Here is a 22057-nt window from a genome sequence, read left to right on the forward strand (position 1 = left end):
CTTAGTAAGAAAAATAGCCCATTAAAAGACCATTGTCCGGATAAAATCTTCCTTGTCCACTTTCCTTCCTTGTCTTCGGTAGTCTTGCCTTCACAGATCATATTAAAAACCTACCCTTGTAAGGAAGGGGGTGGGGTCAAACAATAGTTGATACACTAATCATGACTTGACAAAGATCCTCTAATTAATATTTGAAACTTACCAATTTATCAGGAGGAAATGCGCCATTTTCAGTAATGATGGCTGTAATTAATTCAGCTGGGGTAACATCAAAAGCCGGATTGTAGAAATCAACAGCCCCTGGTGTCAATATAGTATCGCCAACTTGGTATATTTCCCCTGGGTGACGTTCCTCGATGGGAATTTTACTACCATCGGGTAAACTAAAATCCACAGTAGACAAGGGAGCCGCAACAAAGAAAGGTATATGATGAGCCTGAGCAGCGATCGCCACACTATAAGTACCAATTTTATTAGCAGTATCACCATTAGCAGCAATGCGGTCAGCACCCACCACCACAGCATGAATTAAACCCCGTTGCATACAATGGGCAGCCATACTATCAGTAATTACCGTAACTGGAATACCTTCTTGAACACATTCCCAAGCCGTAAGTTTTGCCCCTTGCAAACGGGGGCGAGTTTCGTCAGCAAAGACACGTTCTAATCGTCCCGACTTCCAAGCAGAACGCACAACACCCAATGCTGTACCATAGCCAGCAGTAGCTAACGCCCCCGCATTACAGTGAGTGAGAATTGTCAGCTTTTGTGGGGTTGGGGGTAATGCGGCCAAACCATGGTCACCAATAGCGTGACAGGTTTGTAAATCTTCAGCATGAATAGCTTCGGCTGTTTCCCAGAGCTTTTGTGTAATTTCTGTGACAGTTCCTAGAGTTTCATAAGCAGTTTTCATCATGCGGCTAATAGCCCAAAATAAATTAACTGCTGTGGGGCGTGTAGAACGCAACAAATCGGCGACCTTTTCTAAGCGTTCTAAAAACTCGTGGTGATTTTGGTTCTCAATTTCTCTTGCACCAAGATAGATCCCATAGGCGGCCGCGACACCAATAGCTGGCGCACCGCGAACAATCATAGTTTTAATCGCCTGCGCCATGTCTTCACTGCGGTGAATTTGGACGACAGTATACTCATTAGGGAGGCGAGTTTGGTCAATTAGGGAAACGGAATTATTCTGCCAAATAACGGGGTAAAGCATGGGAGAAAATTAAGAAGATGGTGGGGATGTATAAGCCTGGTGCCTATTGGGGAAAATAAGCGATAATCATGGCTACTTGGGGTTGATTACGAGCGATGACTTCTGGTGCATAACCCAGAAGTGAAAATAGTTGACTTTTTTGCTCAACAGTCCCATTTAACACCAATAGGTCGTTAGTTTTGAGTAATCGAGAGACTTGACGCACAAAATTACCACGCACCTTTTGAATTGGTGTGTCTGGAGGTGCTGGAATATCTGTAGGTTGCACAGTGGTTTCTCGTACTGGTTCCACTTGTAATAGTTGTAGCGATGCTTTGAGTTCCGTGGCTAGGGCTTTGGCTAATTGGATATTTGCCCCAAAAGAAGTCGCGTAAGTTTGTTGGGTGGTGAACGCTAAAAATACTCGCCTTGTATGCTCAATTGGTAATGGAAACCGAGTTACTAGAACTGGGACTGAACTGCGATTAACAATCTTGTCAATCACACCGCCAAATAAATTTTCTTGATAAGTTGAGTAACCCTTCCAACCGCAAATAATCACACTAGCTTGTTGTTCTTCTGCGACACGAGCAATACCTTTATCAATTGATTCATCAATGCGACCAATGGTGGTAACCTTGGTAACAGCAGCATGAGCAATCATTTCGGCAGTGGATAATAATTGATTTTGTCTAGTCTTATCCTCTGGGGAAATGATGGAATTTTTCTCTAGTAAAATATGTAGGGGTAACAAAGTCCCTTTTGCAGATTTTGCGAGAATAATTGCCAACTGGAGCAAATTATCCTCAGTGCTGGGGTTAGCAACTGGGACTAAAACGCGATCGCCTATGTTGAGGTTGTTGGCTTTTTGACTAGTGAGTTCTCCCTGGTTAAGTTTTTGTCCCCACTGTGCTGTAATCCAAGGAGAAGCAACACAGGTAACTAAAATCATGGCGATGGTGCCATTCACAGTTAACTGGTCAACCAAATCGATTTTATAAGCAACGGTAATAGCCGCGAGAGTGGAAGCAGCTTGAGCCACAGACAGCCCAAACATTACCATAATATTGTCAAAATTCAGTCCAAATAACTTACCAGCACCCCAAGCCGGAATGAACTTGACAATAATGGCAACAGTCACCATGACACCCGATACTAGCAGCGATCGCGGCTCTTGAATCAGAATCCGGGGATTTACCAACATCCCCACAGAAATCAGGAAAAATGGCACAAACAGGGTATTACCGATAAATTGAATCCGATTCATTAGGGGGCTGAGGTGAGGTATTAGTTGAGTAATAGCAACCCCTGCTAAAAAAGCCCCAATAATTGGCTCAATTTGGACTAATTGTGCTCCGTAGGAAACCACAAACAAAGTAGCTAAAACAAAAGTAAACTCTGCCCCTTCGTCGTGTCCAAAGCGCTGAAAAAACCAGCGTCCCACACGGGGAAGTCCCCAAAGTGTGAGAAAAGTGTAGGTAATCAGTGAGGGAATTAGGAATAGCCAGAACCCCAGGGTTAAATTACCTTCATGTGCCCTCACCACCACCGCCAATACTAAAAGTGCCAGAATATTGGTGATTAAAGTCCCCCCCAGAGTGGTAGTCATTACCTGCGATCGCATAATACCCAGTTTGCTTGCGATAGGTAATGCTAGAAGAGTATGAGAAGCGAAACATGATGCCACAAGAATACTTGGCAATAAATCGTAGCCGATGGACACCATGGCAGCAGCACCTAAAATCATAGGTACTAGAAAGGTAGCTAATCCAAAGATAACCGCCTTATCAGCGTTGTATTTCATGTCATCCAGGCTAGTTTCCAGACCTGCCATGAACATGAGAAATAATAAACCTACTGTACCCAGTAGTATAATTGTGTTATCTCGTGCCAACAATCCCAGGCCATTGGGACCGACTACAACCCCAGCCAAAATTAACCCCACAATGCCAGGTAGTCGAATTTTCTCAAATAACAGGGGAGCGATGAGCATAATCCCCAAAATCATCAGAAATACCGGTACTGGGTCTTTGATGGGTGTTGAGATCAGGGTAGTCATTAATAAATTATTCATATCCTGTCCTAGGGTTGCGATAGCGCGATCGCTGCTGCAAGCAGATCGCATCTGGATTTTACATCACTTACGCAAAATACCCGTCAAACTCTCATTTCTCCGTTTCTTCTGTGCCTCTGGTGGTTTATTCTTCGGTGACTTTTGCGTAAGTTCTATTTTAGAAGGTCAGTAGCTACTATCTGATTGATGTCAGTCCCAATACAGAATCAAGATGCGAAAAAAAGGTGAGTTATCCTCACCTGATTAATTAATCAATGCAGTTAGTTTTGATCATGTCATGTTGATTAACCGGAGATGATATCAGTCCCTATCGCCCTAGATAACATTAGATGCTTGCTTTTGAAAGAAAGCAGCCATAACTCTTTCAGTTATTTGACGACTAGTTAAACCTAATTCGGCCTTAGATTCTTCCGGTGTGGCATGGTCTACTAAAATATCGGGTACACCAATACGCTTGACAGGAACCACAACATCAGAATCTAGTAGTGCTTCGGCCACAGCAGAACCAAAACCACCCATAACACAGCCTTCCTCCAACGTAACAACGCGGCCGATTTGCTTGGCCAGGGGTACAATTAATTCTGTATCCAAGGGCTTGACAAAACGGGCATTGATCACAGTTGCCTCGATGCCATGTTCACTGAGTATTTGTGCTACTTGCATACTAGGATGTACCATGGTGCCGTAGCCGATAATTAAAACATCATCGCCGTGACGAAGGATTTCCCCTTTACCGATATCTAAAGGTTCCCAGCCTTCTTCCATGAGGGGAACACCGTAGCCGTTACCACGGGGATAGCGCATGGCAATTGGTCCACTGGTATAGTTAATACCAGTTACCATCATGCGTTGTAGTTCCGCTTCGTCCTTAGGTGCCATCATCACCATATTAGGAATACAGCGCAGATAGGCAATATCATACATACCTTGGTGGGTAGGGCCATCGGCACCGACAATTCCCGCCCTGTCTAAACAGAAGAACACAGGCAAGTTTTGAATACAAACATCATGAATGATCTGGTCGTAAGCCCGTTGGAGGAAAGTTGAGTAAATGGCCGCCACAGGGCGCATTCCTTCACTGGCTAAACCGGCACATAGGGTAACGGCGTGTTGTTCAGCGATACCCACATCGATATATTGATTGGGTAGTTTAGCCTGGAGTTTATCTAAACCCGTTCCCGTAGCCATTGCAGCTGTAACCCCAATAACTTTGGGGTTTTGTTCCGCGAGTTTAACTAATGTGTGGGAAAAGACTTTGGCATAGGAGGGAGGTTTGGGCTTGGTAGAGGGAATAGCTTTCCCTGTGGTCAGGTTAAATGGACTTTGGGCATGGTAGCCTACTTGGTCTTTTTCGGCGATTTCATAGCCTTTGCCTTTAACGGTAATCACATGCACCAAAACCGGCCCTGTCATTTCATGGGCTTGGTGGAAGGTAGCAATTAACTCCTCTAAGTTATGACCATCCACTGGTCCAATATAAGTAAAACCTAGTTCTTCAAAGACTGCGCCTACCTTGGGAACTGCTAAACGCTTCATTCCTTCTTTGATGCGTCCGAGTTCGGGAGATAAAGATTCACCAACAAAGGGAATCTGTTTAAACTGTTCCTCAAAATTATCTGTGATAAACTGCACCGGTGGACTGAGGCGCATTTTATTCAGGTAACGGGGAATTGCTCCGACGTTGGGAGAGATGGACATCTCATTGTCGTTGAGAACAACTAGCAGTTTAGTTTTAGGTAAGTGTCCTGCATGGTTGATGGCTTCTAAAGCCATTCCTCCAGTTAAAGCACCATCACCAATTACGGCTACTGATTTAAATTTTTCTCCTTTCAATTCTGCCGCTAAAGCCATACCCAGTGCGGCGGAAATACTGGTAGAAGCGTGTCCAGCACCAAAGTGATCAAATTTGCTCTCACACCGCTTGAGATAGCCTGCAATGCCATCTTTCTGTCTGAGGGTATGAAAGTTGTTGTATCTTCCGGTAATTAGTTTATGGGGATAAGCTTGATGTCCTACATCCCAAATGACTTTATCCCGATCCAAGTCCAGTGTCTGGTAAAGTCCTAGTGTTAACTCTACAACTCCTAAACCAGGCCCTAGATGTCCCCCACTTGTTGCTACGGTTTGTAGGTGCTTGTCTCGGATCTGGCGGGCGATTTGTTGCAATTGCCGGATTGACAAACCATGCAACTGGTTAGGATGGGTGATTTCACTCAGATGCATATTTATGGGGTGTTCCTCTCTAAACTCTACTTCTATCATTTTTTAATTTTCCCACGGTGGGGATGTCTCTGGAATGATTTAGTCACAATTATTCCGCTGGTCATTTTTCTGTAGGTGCGATCACGTCGGGTGTGAGTGACATTTCTAGTTGTGGTTGCTGTCTTTGTAAATATTGACTCAATACATACGCCATATCTCCACGGGTCATAGGCCGTAATGGTAAGATGTTATTTTGGTCGTCTGTGTTGATCAATCCTTCGGTAACTACTGTGGCGATCGCTTTCCTAGCCCATACTGGAATTGATTCTGCATCTGGATGCTGATCAAGTATTTCATTTACGATGTCGTCACCAAACTGAAATACACCATAAGCTTGGGCAAAAATCGCTAACGCCTCTGCCCTGGTCACCCTTTGATTAGGGAAAAATAAATTACCCCGATATCCTTTCATAATATCGGTTTTAAGCACTGTCTGAATGTCCTTAAACGCCCAATGGGAGGGAGGAACATCTGGGATATTTTTAACCTCTCGTCCTTTAACTGTTTCCCTTTGAGCTAGGTTAAATACTTTCACTAAAATTGCCGCCAATTCCGCCCTACTTATCATCCTTTCTGGATAAAATTTGCCATCTGGTGAATTGGCCATTAACTTAGCTGCAATCACTTGTTGAATTGCTGGGGATGGCAAGTTATCACTAGGTTCTACTGCTCTGGCTACGCTTAATGTTAAGTTGTGTAGTAGTAATACTAAGGAAAGAGTAGCTAGCAAGTTTCGCTGATTTCTCATGATGTTAATTGGGCTATTCTGCATCTATAAATAGCTGAGAGCATCACCTGGTTGGGTGAGTCTCAAAATGTTCTCTGCGGTTGGTTGACGCATTTTTAATTGATTAAGTTGCCATGATTTTCAGTCAATAACTAGTCGGGTGGTTTTAGTCAATCAATCATTTTGTACTAAGGTATATGTACGATTTTGCTAATTATAATTTCATGAAACTTGACCTGGTTTTGATTAATTTAGTCACTAGTCATTACTGCTTGAGGGTGCCTACGCTAGCAGTGGATACTGAGAATTTAACCCTGAATGTCCGAAATCATAAGTAAGTAACCATTGCAACAAATAACTAAGTAATTGTATTGTGAATTAACTGTGAGACCCAAACCAAATAAATATTATAACCTGTGGTCTATAAATCATGTGGCTTGCGGAAATGATGGGGAATTTTGCCTGAGTGAATTGGGAATTGACTAGGATGTAGTATAGTCGGCCGTGATAGACCATTTAGTCAATATTTCAGGAGTTTTGGGATGAGTGCAACAGCAGACCCCGTGAAGTTGATGAAGCAAGAAGTTGGCAAGGCGGCGGCCGCCCTGGTAAAATCAGGCTCGATTGTCGGTTTGGGTACAGGGTCAACCACAGCTTATACAATTCAGTTTTTAGGCGATCGCCTCAAATCTGGTGAACTTAAAGATATTGTGGGTATTCCTACCTCTTTTCAATCAGAAGTCCTAGCCAAAGAATACGGCGTACCTCTGACCACCTTAGATGCTGTTGACCATATTGATATTGCCATTGATGGGGCTGATGAAGTAGACCCCAACAAAAATTTAATTAAAGGCGGTGGTGCAGCCCATACCCGCGAGAAGGTAGTAGACTACCTGGCAAATCAATTTATCGTTGTAGTAGATGCTGGTAAATTAGTAACCCGCTTGGGTTCTTCTTTCGCCGTACCGGTAGAAGTTATACCGATGGCTATTACCCCTGTTACCAACGCCATTAAAAAACTCGGTGGTAAACCTGAACTCCGCATGGGTGTAAAAAAGGCAGGACCGGTCATTACAGACCAAGGTAATATGGTATTAGATGTCAGGTTTGATTCTATTGATGACCCTGTTGCCTTAGAAAAAACACTGAATAATATTCCCGGTGTCTTGGAAAATGGGATCTTTGTCAACTGTGCAGATGTAGTTTTAGTGGGCGAAGTTAAAGACGGTCAGCCTTTAGTACGACAACTTTAAGGCTAACATGGGGAGTCGGGGAGATAATTACCTCTTCCCCATGTCCTCCGGGTTAATTACTTAATATAAATTACACATTTACTTACGCTTCCTGAGCATAAAGCAACCTGGTAAAATCAGGTCATGACAAAACTGATATCCTCGGTAATTCCTCCTTGCACTTGGAGTCGTCCCATCGGTTTGGGTTGGGAGAAGCCCTATACCGTCCGTTATGCTAGTAATATTGATGATGGACCATGGCACGGTATGCCTTTGGGTGGCTTTGGTGCGGGTTGTATCGGACGATCTTCACGAGGAGAGTTTAATCTGTGGCATATTGACGGCGGTGAACATACGTTTCAAAATATCCCCGGTTGTCAATTTAGTGTGTTTGAGTCCGATGGTAAATTTTCTCAAGCTTACGCTTTGGCTACAGAAGCACCAGAAAATTCTAGTCTCCCAGAGTGGAAATGGTATCCAGCATCCACACAGACACAGGAAACAGGAACTTATCACGCCCTATATCCCCGGAGTTGGTTTGTCTACGAAAATGTATTTCAAGCCGAGTTAACCTGTGAGCAGTTTTCCCCAATTTGGGCAGAGAATTATCAAGAAACTAGCTACCCTGTAGCAATTTTTCATTGGAATGCTCATAATCCCACAAATGCACCTATAACTTTAAGTATTATGCTCACGTGGGAAAATATGGTGGGCTGGTTTACTAATGCGCTGAAGTCTCCAGAAGTGAGAATACGGGATGATGGTAGTCCGGTTTATGCATATCAGCCACTTTTAGGTAAGAGTCAAGGTAATTACAATTTTATAGCAGAAAACACAGAATATTTCAGTTGTATTTGTAGCCAAGTAAGTGGTGATGATTCAGTAGGAGAAGGTGATGGGAGTTGGTGTATTGCGACCATTAAACATCCCATGGTAGAAGTATTTTACCATACTCGCTGGGAACCGGGGGGTACGGGGGAAGATGTATGGCAAAGCTTTACTGTAGATGGTTCTTTGCCTAATTATCAAGATACAACTCCTGCATTAGAAAATACACAAATAGGGGTAGCGATCGCAGTCCGGTTTACTCTGCAACCAGGAGAAAGTTTAGCAATTCCCTTTGTTGTGTCTTGGGACTTTCCGGTAACAGAATTTGCAGCGGGGATTAACTATTACCGCAGATATACAGATTTTTTTGGTCGGAGTGGTAATCATGCTGGGGCGATCGCCTCTACAGCCCTGACAGAATATCAAACCTGGTATAAAAAAATTCAAGCCTGGCAACAGCCAATTATTGACCGCCAAGACCTACCAGACTGGTTGAAAATGGCTCTATTTAATGAGCTATATGACCTAACCAGCGGCGGAACTCTGTGGAGTGCAGCTTCAGAACTTGACCCCATGGGTCAGTTTGCGGTGCTGGAGTGCTTAGACTATCGCTGGTATGAAAGTCTAGATGTGCGCTTGTATGGCTCCTTTGGGCTATTAGTCCTGTTTCCTGAACTAGAAAAATCAGTGATGCGAGCATTTGCTAGAGCAATTCCCCAGAGTGATACTCATCAGCGGGTGATCGGGTATTATTATACCATTGGAGCAGAGGAAACAACCGCATCTCGCAAAGTGTCCGGGGCAACACCCCATGATTTGGGCGCACCTAATGAGCACGTTTGGGAAAAAACTAATTATACCTGTTATCAAGACTGTAATCTGTGGAAGGATTTGGGTAGTGATTTTGTCTTACAAGTATACCGGGATTTTTTGCTCACAGGTGCTGAGGATGTGCAGTTTTTAGTAGATTGTTGGGAGGGAATTGTGCAGACCCTCGACTATCTCAAGGCTTTTGATTTGGATGGTGATGGGATTCCTGAAAATTCTGGCGCACCTGACCAAACTTTTGATGATTGGCGTTTACAAGGTGTGAGTGCTTATTGTGGGGGTCTGTGGTTGGCGGCTTTGGAGGCGGCGATCGCTATTTGTGATATTTTGTTAAACAACCACAGAGGTACAGAGAAAACAGAGGAGTTAAGAGCTAGGTATCAGCTTTGGTTAACCCAGTCTATGCCTGTGTATCAAGAAAAACTTTGGAATGGTAAGTATTTTAGGTTAGATAGTCGGAGCGGTTCGGATGTGGTGATGGCTGACCAGTTGTGTGGACAGTTTTATGCCCGTTTATTGGGATTGCCGGACATTGTACCATGCGATCGCGCTTTATCTGCCTTACAAACTGTTTATGAGGCTTGCTTCCTCAAATTCGGTCATGGTGAATTTGGTGCTGCTAATGGTGTTCTTCCTGACGGTTCACCAGAAAACCCCAATGCTACCCATCCCCTGGAAGTTTGGACAGGAATTAACTTTGGTCTGGCGGCTTTTCTCGTCCAAATGGGGATGCAGGATGAAGGTTTGAAGTTAACAGCTTCTGTGGTCAGGCAAATTTACCAGAATGGCTTACAGTTCCGCACCCCTGAAGCTATCACCGCATCTGGTACCTTCCGGGCTAGTACTTATCTGCGGGCTATGGCTATTTGGGCAATTTACCTAGTTATTACTGCCAAAGAAGACAGTGACCAATAATACTTATTTTTCAAATAAATATATTAATTAATACCTTGCTGTTATTGATAGTATATCATATCAGCCCAACAATTTTACTCCCATGAGTAAAGATTTGTTATTCAATGTGATTAACCGAAGATAGTGAATCACCCCACAGCCTCAAGTTGTCTTTTCCCAGCTTTACTTAATCGGTAACGAAAAATACATAAAAAAACATACAGATGTTTTACCATAATGGGTTGGATGCTATTCTGTCTCCAGCTTAATAACTGACTATCTGGAATTTTTGGTTTTATTTTCCGGGTATTCCATGAACCAAAAGAACATATAACTAGGGTTAAAAAAGATTTCCCATACTTAGGGATAGCAACTGTTATCTACCAAAATATAAAGAATTAATCAATTTTTAATTCAACCATTCGACACATGGGAATAAATTCCCTATGACCAACTGTTTATCTTCGATCTTGATCTTAGTGCTGAATCATATCATATCTGTTTATCAAATACCCATGTCAAAAAAATACCAGGAAATGAAATTTACTTAACGACAATGCTCTGAAAGCTAGAGCTAAAAGATACATAATTAAGTGACCAGGGAAAGCTATTTAAATTAACAGTTATAAGATACAAAAAACTTGAAAACTGTATCTAGTAATATCGGTATTAAGCGATGAACAGACTTTTAGCTTAATGTCAGTTGATCAAAAGCAACATCATGTCAAATGCAGTGGAAATCTCAAGTTAAGGAAGAAGTTTACAGATGGAATCGGTAGATGTTTTTTTCAACTACTATTTAGCTTTTTATAAAATCTCAACTTCTAGAATAAGTAATTTACTTACAGCAACTTTTTATCTTGTTTATGTTCACTGGAAATGTAAAAACTAAACCTATTATCAATTGCATTACAGTTACCTGTTAACATAACTCTCTTCCCTGAAGTAAATTAAATTAAAATTTGAAATCAAAGAAAAAACAATTAATTTAGACTAGTTTCATGAGAGAGGAGTAAAAGCATGAATCAAGATATTTCTGGAATTAGTAACAACTTCAGTAAACCAATGAATCCTCAACAATTTGATCAAATAGTAGAAGCGATTATTGCTGGTAAGTATTCCTGGGCTTGTGTTTTAATGCTACGTATAGTTGGTTACAATCCTTTACATTACATTCCCTATCGAACCTACAATCGATTACTCAAGGAAAATACCCGTAATCAAAATATAAAAAATGAAAGTTCCAATATTAATCCTTCATCTAGATGTTTAAGTAAAATGAAAGACATTGCTTAACTTGAGGTGCTGCAAAAACAAACAAGCGAAATTCATGGTAGTGGTTTGGGTAAATACTCACCACTACAAGTTTCATCCTAGGGATGGATACTTGAAATAGAAAAAATAGATACTGATAAATATATCTTTATCTTGCCGAAGATAGATGCACAGATATAATTGAACTTTTATAATCCGTTCTTGAGTCAAATTTACTTGACACACATTTGAATCTAGAAGTATACACTATAGATTGAAAAGTCATATTTTATGTCCGCAATTCAATAAATCTGTAAATTTCTTCCAGACAAAATTAATTATTAATTTCACTTAAAGATATAATCGATGTTGAGTAAAGATTTAACTTTTTTTCTCAAAACCCTTGACTGTATTTAAGAAAATTTCTAAAAGGATAACAGTAGGTTAAGACAAGAGATTGAAAAACTGTCACTTTTTTTATTGGACTTATTTTTCAGATTAATCGAAATCTGCTGATGAGATATTAGCTAATATTAGGCTAGTCTGGTAAGTAGATTTGTATTCACAACCTGACCTTAGCTGCTTCTAGGTTCCATTTTTTTATGGGACAAGTTTACACCACATTTTTGGTAATGGAAAAAAAACCAGTTGAAATGTCTTGAGGTTGATATATCAACCTGTATGGCTAGCATAAAAGCTAACAGTAACATCCTCAAAATAGGAGTTCTAGAAAAACTCCAAATTACTTACCGACGAGCATCAACCAAGATAACTGGTTGAAGTCACTACCAATATCACACCAAGTTATCAGGGTTAGCCAGTGAGTAGTTTACTGGTTTGAGCTATCTTACCAGAAATTGTTGTTTATGAGATGAGACAACAGCTATGCTTGCTTCATATTTTGTCAGGTTTGCTTACTACTACTTACTAACTATCTATGGTTACGCCACACAAGCTATGGCTCACACCACAAGAGCGCAGCTTTTAACTAAGAATGTGTTGACTGGGAAAAATAGAAAAATTCCGTGATTTATCGGTAGATTTTTGATTAGTACTCTGATGGCGAGTCGATGACCATAGTCAAAATTTGTGGGTTTTAACTATTTTTAGAACCCACAATTGGTCACCATAGCATAGGAAAAAACCAAGCATTATACATCAATGAAATAGTTAATTAGCAATTACTAGCTAATTAATATTGCAGTTATCAAGCCTGATTTATAGAGGTTTGAGTATAGCTGCAAGTGATTAAAATGCCCAACTTTTCAATAAATGATGACTGGTAATAGATATGTCACACTCTGTTAGTCAAAGCGAAACTTGGGAAAACTATAACCTGCAAAACATCCAAGAAGGTAAATTTTTAACTCATTTTCAAAGAAAGGCTTTGCTCAAAAGCTTACAAAGTGATTTACAGTCAGAATATCGGCGGCGCATTGAAATTATGTTGTTAGCAGATGTTGGTAAATCTCAAAGCCAAATCTGTGAAATCATAGGTTGTTCTCAGGAAATGGCACGCTACTGGATTGGTTTAGCAGAAGCAGGTTTAGCACACAAATGGAATGAGCGACCCATCGGTAGACCTAAAATTGTCAATGCTCAGTATTTGGATCGCTTGAAAGAATTGGTCACCCATAGCCCTCGTGATTATGGCTATGCATTTACCTATTGGACAGCCCAATGGTTAAGCAAACATTTAGCTAACGAATTTAACATTCAAATTAGCGATCGCCACATTAATCGCTTGCTCAAACAAATGGGACTATCAACCAAACGTAAAACTTCCCACCCACTGGAAACTGAGCAACCCAAGGATGCTGGGATTAAGATTTGCGACTTGCAATGTCACTGGTGAAACTAATTTCCATTGGTCATTAAATCTGATTCAGACCAATAAATAATTCTGTCTTGGAGGTCAGGAAATGACATCAGCGTTTTCCCCAGAATACTTAGCGCAACAACTTATCCAAAGCTTAGGTGAGTCGCTCTCAGAACAAGAAATTGAAAGATGCTTAATTGGCGTGGAAATTGTCCAACCAGCAGTAGCCAAGCAATTTTGGCAATCAACAACCGCGCCGAATGGCATATATATCGTCCTTGGGGGTAAGGTCAGACTTTTAGATACCTCGAATAATTTAATTACTACCCTGACAACTGGAGCATCATTTGGCGAACTGACCTTATTTACAGAAGAAGAATTTAGTCCTTATGTGGCTAGAGCTTCTGTGAATTTAAAACTGGCTTATTTTCCCCAAGCCTCATTACAAGAGGCGATTCGCAAACATCCGAGCATTGGCGATCGCCTCAGACAACGTGCCCAACTGTGGGATTTGCTGTTGTTATGTTGCCAAAGCGCCCTAGTTCCTCACAACGGATCTGTAGAAGATATACTCAAAGCTCTAGCTTTATTTAAGCCTCACACTGTAGAAGGGGACTCACTCCCTGTTAAACTCTTCCAAGATACCAAACTTTGGCTATTACATCACGGAGAACTACAGCACAGTGATGGACGCAGATTAACACCGGGAAATATCTATATACATCCCCAGCAGGAAAATTGGCGCGGGACTCCACCCATCACAATTTACACCCTAAAAAATGCGAATTGGCAACTAGCATTAGAATTTTGGCCGCAATTGGCTGAGTTATCGCAACAGCGCCAAGAGGTTCTTCTAGAAGCAACTACCCCCAAGAGAACCCCACAATTACCACCACCAGATCCCACACCGAAAAAAAAGCAAAAACGAGCTTATTTTCCCAGTCCCAGGGTTCAAGTTGGCCATTGGTGGGGACGTTTAAGTAAGCGGTATCCATTCTTCGAACAACAAAGCGCTGCTGACTGTGGGGCTGCTTGCTTAGTGATGATTAGCCGCTATTGGGGTAAGCGCTTGAGTGTGAATCGACTGCGGGATTTAGCTAACATCAATCGTACCGGTGCTACACTTCGGGGTTTAACAACTGCGGCGGAAAGTATAGGTTTTACTACCCGTCCCGTCAAAGCCAGCTTGGATAAATTAGCACAACAAACCTTACCCGCCATCGCCCATTGGGAAGGCAAACACTATATTGTTGTCTATGAAATCAGCAAAAAGCACGTGATTGTCGGTGACCCCGCCTTTAGCCAACGCACCCTCACCCATGACGAATTTAAGGCTGGTTGGACTGGTTACGCATTGTTATTACAACCTACAGCGCAGCTGAAAGAAACTGAGGAAGACAGTACACAATTCTGGCAGTTGTTTGAATTAGTCAAACCCCATTCTAAAGTGCTGCTAGAAGTCTTTGTAGCTTCGGTATTCATTCAGGTATTTGGACTGGTGACACCGTTATTAACTCAGTTGTTATTAGACCGAGTACTGGTGCAGCGTAGCACTCTGACATTAAACGCAGTGGGGTTCGGGTTGCTGATTTTTGGCTTATTCAGTGTGATGATCAATGGACTGCGGCAATATCTCCTAGATCACACAGCCAACCGCATCAGCGTGGCTTTACTGGTGGGTTTTATTAAACACACCTTCCGCTTACCTTTAGCCTTTTTTGAATCCCGCTACGTTGGTGATATTATTTCCCGGGTTCAAGAAAACTATAAAATTCAGCGCTTCCTCACCGGAGAGGCTCTGTCTATTACCTTGGATTTGCTGACAGTGTTTATCTACGTGGGGTTGATGTTTTGGTATAGTGCACCCATGGCATTATTGAGTTTAACCATTATCCCACCATTCTTTATTTTGGCACTGGTGGCTACACCTTTCTTTCGGCGCATTAATCGGGAGGCTTTTAATGCTACAGCCAACGAAAATAGTTATCTGATTCAATCCCTTACTGGTATTAGCTCCATTCGCTCAATGGCTATTGAACAAACAGTACGCTGGCATTGGGAAGAGCTATTAAACAATGTGATTAAAAAGACCTTTGCAGGGCAGATAATTAGCAACAAAATGCAGCTTTTTAGCTCCGGGATTGAAACTCTAGTAACTACTGGTTTGCTGTGGTTTGGGGCATGGTTAGTTATTCAAAATGACCTGACAATTGGGCAATTAGTGGCTTTTAATATGTTATTGGGTAACATCATTCGCCCATTTCAAAGGTTAGTTGTTTTGTGGAATCAGTTCCAGGAAGTTGTTATTTCTAGCGAACGCATTAATGATGTTTTGGAGGCTGAACCGGAAGAGGATTTACAGCATCAACCCCGCCAATTTTTACCGAGGTTACAAGGTCATATTAAGTTTGAAAATGTCACTTTCCGTTATCACCCAGAAAGTGATATTAATGTCCTGGAAAATCTCAGCTTTGAAATCTTACCTGAGCAAACTGTAGCGGTAGTTGGGCGTAGTGGTTCAGGAAAAACAACCCTCACGAAGATGATATTAGGGCTATACCTGCCGACAGATGGCAAAGTATTAATTGATGCCCAAGATGTGACTAGTATTTCTTTACGATCGCTGCGATCGCAAATTGGTGTTGTTGATCAAGATACCTTCTTATTTGGCGGTACAATCCGGGAAAACATCAGTATTGCTCACCCAGAAGCCACCCTAGAGGAAATTATTACAGCCGCAAGTTTAGCCGGAGCGGATGAATTTATCAAGCTGCTACCCACCGGTTACGAAACTCAAATTGGTGAAGGTGGGGGGATGTTATCTGGTGGACAACGCCAACGCCTAGCGATCGCCCGGGCTTTACTGGGAAATCCCCGCTTATTACTCTTAGATGAAGCCACAAGCCACCTTGATGCGGAATCTGAGCGAATTATCCAAAATAACCTGAAAACCATCCTCAAAGGGCGCACAAGTCTAATTATTGCCCATCGCCTGTCCACGGTGCGTCATGCTGACCTCATCCTGGTTTTAGATCGTGGCTTACTCGTGGAAAGCGGGACTCACGATGAATTAATTGCTAGAAGAGGTCATTACTTTTATCTCAACGAGCAACAACTGGGAGCAACAGCGCCAACAGCTTAAAAACCTGGGAAACTGCCAATTTAACAGGAGAATTTGTCCACGAAAAATTCTCCTGGACAGTAAACGGTTGAATTACTTATGCCAAACCCATCTCAACATTTATCATCTATACTTGCAAAATCACAGCAAGACTCAGCCCTGAGCTCTAGCTTGGGTGGGGTGAATCACCAGGTTGAAAATTCTAGTGCTGTTGTTGATGATCAGACACAGGTACAAACCCAAGCCAATGATTGGTTTTACGGTACAGAAGAACTGCTGGATGCTTTGCCAAAACTCTGGACACGTTCCCTACTGTACTTTCTGGTGGGATTTACCACTATTATTTTACCTTGGTCGATGCTCACGAAAATTGATGAGACAGGCAGCGCTAGAGGGCGTTTGGAACCCCAAGGAGCGACCTATCAGTTAGGAATTGCAGTTCCGGGAACCGTGAAGGCTGTCAATGTTCACGAAGGCGCTATAGTCAAAGCTGGTCAGGTTTTGCTAGAGTTGGATTCTGAGGTGTTAGAAACAGAATTGCAGCAAAGACAGACACAGTTACAAGGACTGCGCGATCGCCAAGCCCAATTAAAGCTGCTGCAAAACCAATTGATGTTAGCTATTAATATTCAAGAGCAACAAAATCAAGCTCAAGAATTAGAAAAAATGTCTCAAGTCCGTCAGGCGCAGCAAAATCTGGATGCGCGGCGGAGTGTGTATAACTTACAGAAGTTAGAAAGACAGGCTTTAGTTGAGCAGGCTCGCCAAAACATTAATTCTACCCAAACAACTGAAAAGTTAGTTAAGAATCGTTTTGACACAGATTTGACAGAAGTTGCACGCTATCGTCAATTGTTTGACCAGGGTGCAATTCCCCAAATCCAACTTGTGCAACTACAAAAGACAGCAGAAGAAAGCCAACGCTTGCACTTACAAGCACAATCTGATGTTACTTTAGCTCAACTGCGTTTAAAAGAGGAAACCAGCCGCTATCAGGCGACTATGAATCAAGCTGTAGCTGATATTCAGCAAGCAAAACTACGCCTACAAGAACAGCAAGGTAGTTATCAAGGTGTCGTTCAATCCGGTAAATTAGCACTACTCAGAAGCCAGGAACAACTTAAGGATATGGACGGCCAAATTAGTACCCTGGAAACAGAAATAGCTCAAACTAAGAGCCAAATTCAGTCCTTACAGATTCAACTGCAACAACGAGTAGTGCGATCGCCCATTGATGGTATAGTTTTTCAGTTACCTGTGACTAAACCAGGCCCTGTGGTAGAACCAGGACAAATCATTGCCCATATTGCGCCTCAAGATAGTAAATTGATTCTCAAAGCCCAGATACCCAGCCAACACAGTGGTTTCTTAGAGGAGGGAATGCCAGTGAAAATCAAGTTTGATGCTTATCCCTACCAAGATTATGGCGTGACGGCAGGGCGTGTGAGTTGGATTGCACCTAACTCCAGGGTTCAGTCTCACAATCAAGGCAATATAGACACTTATGATTTAGATATCACCCTAGATCAACTTTATGTGCAAGCTGCTAACCAGCGCGTTAATTTAACCCCTGGTCAGACCGCCACCGCAGAGGTAGTTATCCGTCAGCGTCGAGTTATTGATTTCATCTTAGATCCGTTTAAAAAATTGCAACAGGGGGGACTAGAACTTTAGTTACAGCAGTTTGCAGGTAAATGGGGTACAAATATTGGTGCTAAAACTCTTGTGGGGTGTGCATTCTACCCGCCACTGTGTACGGCGAAAACCAAAAGGGTTTACCCCACAATAACCCTCCCATTATTAAGGGAAGGGGACTAGATTCACCATTTTTACCATGGAATATTACCCCTATTTGTCTAGTCTAAAACCTAGAAAAATAGGGCGTATATCTGTATTTTTTAATTTAAACAAAGATGATAAACAATGGTGAATAATTAAAATATTAAAACTACCATCAGATAGAGACAATAAACAATATATCAAGCAAAGATAATGAATAAGATACTGACGAAAAAAGTCAACAACTAATGGAAAATTAGTTATTAATTGGAGGAATTTAGCTATGTCAGATATATTAGAAGTTTCCGCTGAAGAAATTATTTACTATATAAAAATGGCTTGCCAAATCCCCGGAATTTTAGAAGCGATCGCTACCCAAAAAATCATTGCTGAAGCCGCCGATAAAGCAGGAATTGAAATTTCTATAGAAGAACTGCAAACAGCAGCAGACGATCTTCGCCTAGCTCACCGACTACTGAAAGCAGAAGACACTTGGGCTTGGTTAAAAAAACATTATCTTTCCCTAGATGACTTGGAAGAAATAGCCAAAATCAACCTCACATCTTCTAAATTAGCCAATCATTTATTTGCAGAGCAAATAGAACCATTTTTTTATGCACATCAATCTAAATATTTTGGCGCAGTAACTTATGAAGTGGTATTAGATGATGAAGATTTAGCCTTAGAACTATTTTATGCACTCAAAGAAGGCGAAATTAGTTTCCAAGAAATTGCTCGTCAATATATCCAAAATCCCGAAACCCGTCGCACTGGTGGTTATCAGGGAATCCGCCGCCGTATTGACTTCAGAGCCGAGATTGCAGCCGCAGTTTTTGCCGCCACTCCCCCCCAGATTCTTAAGCCCATTATTACACCCAAAGGAGTACATATAATCTCAGTTGAAGAAATAATTAAACCAGAGTTAGATGATAACTTGCGGTTGCAAATTATGGGAGAGTTTTTTAGCAATTGGTTACAGCAACAAATAGCCTCGGTGGAAATTGTAGCCAATCTCAAAGAAAATAATCATACTCCAACATCACATCGCCTCCTCAAATCAAGCATACCCAGGTAAGTTGACAGTCAACAAATCCAAACCTACCCCCGAATTACTGTAATATTTCTGCCTTGGGGACTTAGGGTTATTTCGGTGGTGGTTCGGTCACTGATGGGGGGTAAGTCGGGGCGACGGTCAAATATTACTAACCATCCTGTATCTAGATTGAGTCCTGATAAATACTTATCTAGCTGTATCAATCCTTGGGGTAAGGGGTCGGCTTTACCCTGTTTCCATACCTTTAATTCCATCCCTAACACTACATCCCCATAACGCAGACATATATCCATCCTCCCGGAGCCTATGGCGTATTCCCGTTCTAAGCTACCACCACCATTAACTACACGGTGTAAAAATGCCATTAATACTAAGTGGGGCGCAATTTCTGGGTAAGGGGTACTTTTAAATAATGGCTCCCCATGTTGTCGCCAAAAGTCTAAAAAGGTTTCTAACAATATTTGCGGGTTTAATTCCCCTGTGGGTGTTAACCAACTGGGTTGAATCATCGGTAAACTATCTTGAGTTCCCTGGGATAACACCTTGGGGATTACCTCTTGATAAATGGGGTTAGCTACCTTTAACCCACCCTCTTTACTGCGAATCACTAAACCTAAATCTAACAGATAACGGCGATCATCTTCTGGTGTGTTGGGTAATTCTTCCCCAGATAAAATAGGTTCAATAATGGCTTTTACCCTATCCTCTCGCAGTCGTTCTGCTAAACTATCTAGATGGGTGTCTTGCCTTTGAATTAGTATATCTTTAGCTTGATTAATTAAATCTACAGTGATGGGGATATTCACATCTTCTGCTAAATACTCTGTAACTTGACGGGCGATCGCATTGACTAACCAAGGTTGACCCTGGGTTAAATAGTAGGCGTGGTGAATGGCTTCGGGGGTAAAGATTTGCCCTGTGGCTTGGGTATGTTGTTCGTATAAGGTCTTGACATCTTCCAAGGTAAAATTATTTAAGGTTATAGATTCTACCTTGATATTAAAAGGGCTAGAAGTATTTAACCTATCACTACCGCCAGAAGCTACTTTATAATCACGTACATCTTGCATCCCAATTAACGCCACACATTGGGGGAAACCTTGGGGGCGATTAGGATAACCGGAGCGTAATTGTCGCAATACAGAAATTAAAGTTTCATCACTTAATGCGTCAATTTCATCTAAGAAAACCACTAGGGGGAGGGGAGAGTCAGCCGCCCAGACACTGAGAACTGTTTGTAAATCTAACTGAGTGATTCCCGTTTCTTCCTTAATCTGATTGATATGTGGTAAGGGTAACTTTAAAAACCGGATTTGATTCTGCCAGTGATTTAAAATACTATTTTGCGCCGCCAGGGGATCATGGGGAAATACTGCGCCCACTTCTAAGGACAGTAACACGGCGGTGTATTTACCACTGGCTGTCAGTTCCTGTGCTAGGGTGAGCATGGCAGTGGTTTTACCGGTTTGTCTGGGTGCATGGATGACAAAGTAATTCTCTTGCTCAATCAGGCGTTTTAACTCTGGTAACCGTTCACTGGTGGGTAGGGTATAGTGGATATTTGGCTTACAAGGGCCAGCAGTGTTAAACCATTTAGTCATAAAAGTTTAGGTATAGGTTGATTTGATTATAACTTCTATGATTGTTGACTGTTGACTGTTAACGGTTGACTGTTGACCGACAAAACGCCAGTGCGATCGCTACGCAGTACCCAAAGCGATCGCTTTTATTCGTTACTCATATCCCCGACTTCTGACTATGATCTTCTGGGGTAGCTATAAATTTTTGTAGAAGTCAGGGATATTGTCCAGCGAGTGATGAAAATTACAGTTAAACACTTATTAAACAACCTCCAAGACCCTTGAAGACTAATCGCCCTCGGGTTACATATAAGAAAAATATATTTTACTAATTCTATATTAATGAATTTTCTTTTCAAGAAAATCAAAATTAACGATAATTTGGATAGAGTAAACTCAATTTTAAATTATTGCAATTAATCCCATTTATGCTACTAAATACAACTACAGACATTAGTCAACTGATTGACTTGTTAACAGGTTTTGCGGCTCAGGAATCTCTAGGAGAAAAATTAGCCTTGGTGTTTGGTGTTGAAATCACATCAACCAGGTTTTTAGAGGATGTGGCAAGTTTACCACAAATAGAAGTTTACCCCGATACTGAGCTACAGGGGGCTAGTGGTGAATTTTCTGGGCAAACGGGAAAAATTTACCTCTCAGAAAGTATAGTCAATGGGGACTCAGGACGCTTAATTAGGGTTTTGTTGGAAGAAATAGGGCATTATTTAGATTTTGTTTTTAATGCGGCGGATACTCCAGGGGATGAAGGAGCAATATTTGCAGCGGTGGTATTAGGTGAAACTTGGGATGATGAGAGTTGGAAAAGGTTAAGGGCGGAGGATGATTCTAAGATTCTGGTTTTAGGTGGTGAGTTGGTTGAAGTTGAGCAGGCAACCTTCACCGGGACGGGTAATGATAATATCACCGGCACTGATGAAGCAGATACCATCAATCCGGGACGTGGTATAGATAATATTGATGGAGGACAAGGAGACGACTTACTAATTATCGACTATTCCAGCAACAACTATGGGGGAAACACATCCTACGCAGCGGGGATTGGTAGTACTATTCAAGATTGGTACGGTGGGGGTGCCTGGGTTGGGTATTTATCGGCTTACATAAATAATACTGGTGCCTATGACCAAGTAAGCTTCAGTAATATAGAAAAATTACAGATTACAGGTACACCCCAAAATGACACCATTGACAGGGGAGGCTATGAGTCAATCAGTGTAGATGGTGGGGAAGGCATTGACACCATCAACAATGTTGACTTTAGCAGCTTCACCACGGACTTAGTGGTAGACAATAGTGGTGGTGGCACATTCACATCTTCTAACGGAACAGTAGTTAAGAACGTAGAAAGATTTGCTAACCTTATCACCGGTACAGGTAACGACACTATCA

12 protein-coding genes and 2 pseudogenes are annotated in these 22057 nt (G+C 41.8%); 9 read left to right on the top strand and 5 right to left on the bottom strand.

Annotated features, from left to right (window positions below):
- Positions 1 to 184: 184 nt before the first annotated feature.
- From mtnA to NWP21_RS15885, 4 genes are all read right to left on the bottom strand, one after another.
- Positions 185 to 1216: an S-methyl-5-thioribose-1-phosphate isomerase gene (mtnA, locus tag NWP21_RS15870; RefSeq protein WP_280793398.1), complete on the bottom strand. Its 1032-nt coding sequence runs from the start codon at positions 1214 to 1216 to the stop codon at positions 185 to 187.
- Between the two features lie 43 nt (positions 1217 to 1259).
- Positions 1260 to 3269, bottom strand: coding sequence for a cation:proton antiporter (locus tag NWP21_RS15875; RefSeq protein ID WP_280793407.1), 2010 nt, complete (start codon positions 3267 to 3269; stop codon positions 1260 to 1262).
- 315 nt (positions 3270 to 3584) lie between these two features.
- Positions 3585 to 5492, bottom strand: coding sequence for a 1-deoxy-D-xylulose-5-phosphate synthase (gene dxs, locus NWP21_RS15880; RefSeq protein ID WP_280793408.1), 1908 nt, complete (start codon positions 5490 to 5492; stop codon positions 3585 to 3587).
- A gap of 100 nt (positions 5493 to 5592) precedes the next feature.
- Positions 5593 to 6279, bottom strand: a complete 687-nt coding sequence (locus tag NWP21_RS15885; RefSeq protein ID WP_280793399.1) for an S-layer homology domain-containing protein — start codon at positions 6277 to 6279, stop codon at positions 5593 to 5595.
- Positions 6280 to 6800: 521 nt separating this feature from the next.
- On the opposite strand from NWP21_RS15885, the gene rpiA reads away from it, so the two are divergent.
- The 8 genes and pseudogenes from rpiA to NWP21_RS15925 all read left to right on the top strand — a co-directional run bounded on the left by rpiA (position 6801) and on the right by NWP21_RS15925 (position 19088).
- On the top strand, positions 6801 to 7511 hold the full coding sequence (rpiA, locus tag NWP21_RS15890) for a ribose-5-phosphate isomerase RpiA (RefSeq protein ID WP_271730825.1): 711 nt from the start codon (positions 6801 to 6803) through the stop codon (positions 7509 to 7511).
- 123 nt (positions 7512 to 7634) lie between these two features.
- On the top strand, positions 7635 to 10061 hold the full coding sequence (locus NWP21_RS15895) for a GH116 family glycosyl hydrolase (RefSeq protein ID WP_280793400.1): 2427 nt from the start codon (positions 7635 to 7637) through the stop codon (positions 10059 to 10061).
- Between the two features lie 999 nt (positions 10062 to 11060).
- A pseudogene (locus NWP21_RS15900) lies at positions 11061 to 11333 on the top strand (HetP family heterocyst commitment protein); the annotation flags it as partial.
- An 846-nt stretch (positions 11334 to 12179) separates the two neighbouring features.
- On the top strand, positions 12180 to 12323 hold the full coding sequence (locus NWP21_RS15905) for a hypothetical protein (protein WP_280793401.1): 144 nt from the start codon (positions 12180 to 12182) through the stop codon (positions 12321 to 12323).
- A 262-nt stretch (positions 12324 to 12585) separates the two neighbouring features.
- Positions 12586 to 13195: pseudogene (locus NWP21_RS15910) on the top strand (helix-turn-helix domain-containing protein).
- A 21-nt stretch (positions 13196 to 13216) separates the two neighbouring features.
- The gene (locus NWP21_RS15915) at positions 13217 to 16255 is read left to right on the top strand and encodes a peptidase domain-containing ABC transporter (protein ID WP_280793402.1); all 3039 of its coding nucleotides are present in this window, start codon (positions 13217 to 13219) and stop codon (positions 16253 to 16255) included.
- 78 nt (positions 16256 to 16333) lie between these two features.
- A complete protein-coding gene (locus NWP21_RS15920) occupies positions 16334 to 17908 on the top strand; it encodes an HlyD family efflux transporter periplasmic adaptor subunit (RefSeq protein WP_280793403.1) in 1575 nt (524 codons plus the stop codon).
- A 388-nt stretch (positions 17909 to 18296) separates the two neighbouring features.
- Positions 18297 to 19088 carry a peptidylprolyl isomerase gene (locus NWP21_RS15925; RefSeq protein ID WP_280793404.1) on the top strand — a complete coding sequence of 264 codons (792 nt, stop codon included), beginning with the start codon at positions 18297 to 18299 and terminating at the stop codon, positions 19086 to 19088.
- Between the two features lie 23 nt (positions 19089 to 19111).
- Here the strand turns inward: NWP21_RS15925 and NWP21_RS15930 are convergent, their stop codons facing one another.
- The gene (locus NWP21_RS15930) at positions 19112 to 20668 is read right to left on the bottom strand and encodes an AAA-like domain-containing protein (RefSeq protein WP_280793405.1); all 1557 of its coding nucleotides are present in this window, start codon (positions 20666 to 20668) and stop codon (positions 19112 to 19114) included.
- A gap of 407 nt (positions 20669 to 21075) precedes the next feature.
- Here NWP21_RS15930 and NWP21_RS15935 point away from each other — a divergent pair.
- Positions 21076 to 22057: hypothetical protein (locus tag NWP21_RS15935; protein ID WP_280793406.1), on the top strand; the 982-nt coding region annotated here is incomplete at its 3' end.

The organism is Anabaenopsis sp. FSS-46 (assembly GCF_029891665.1).
Lineage (GTDB): Bacteria > Cyanobacteriota > Cyanobacteriia > Cyanobacteriales > Nostocaceae > Anabaenopsis > Anabaenopsis arnoldii.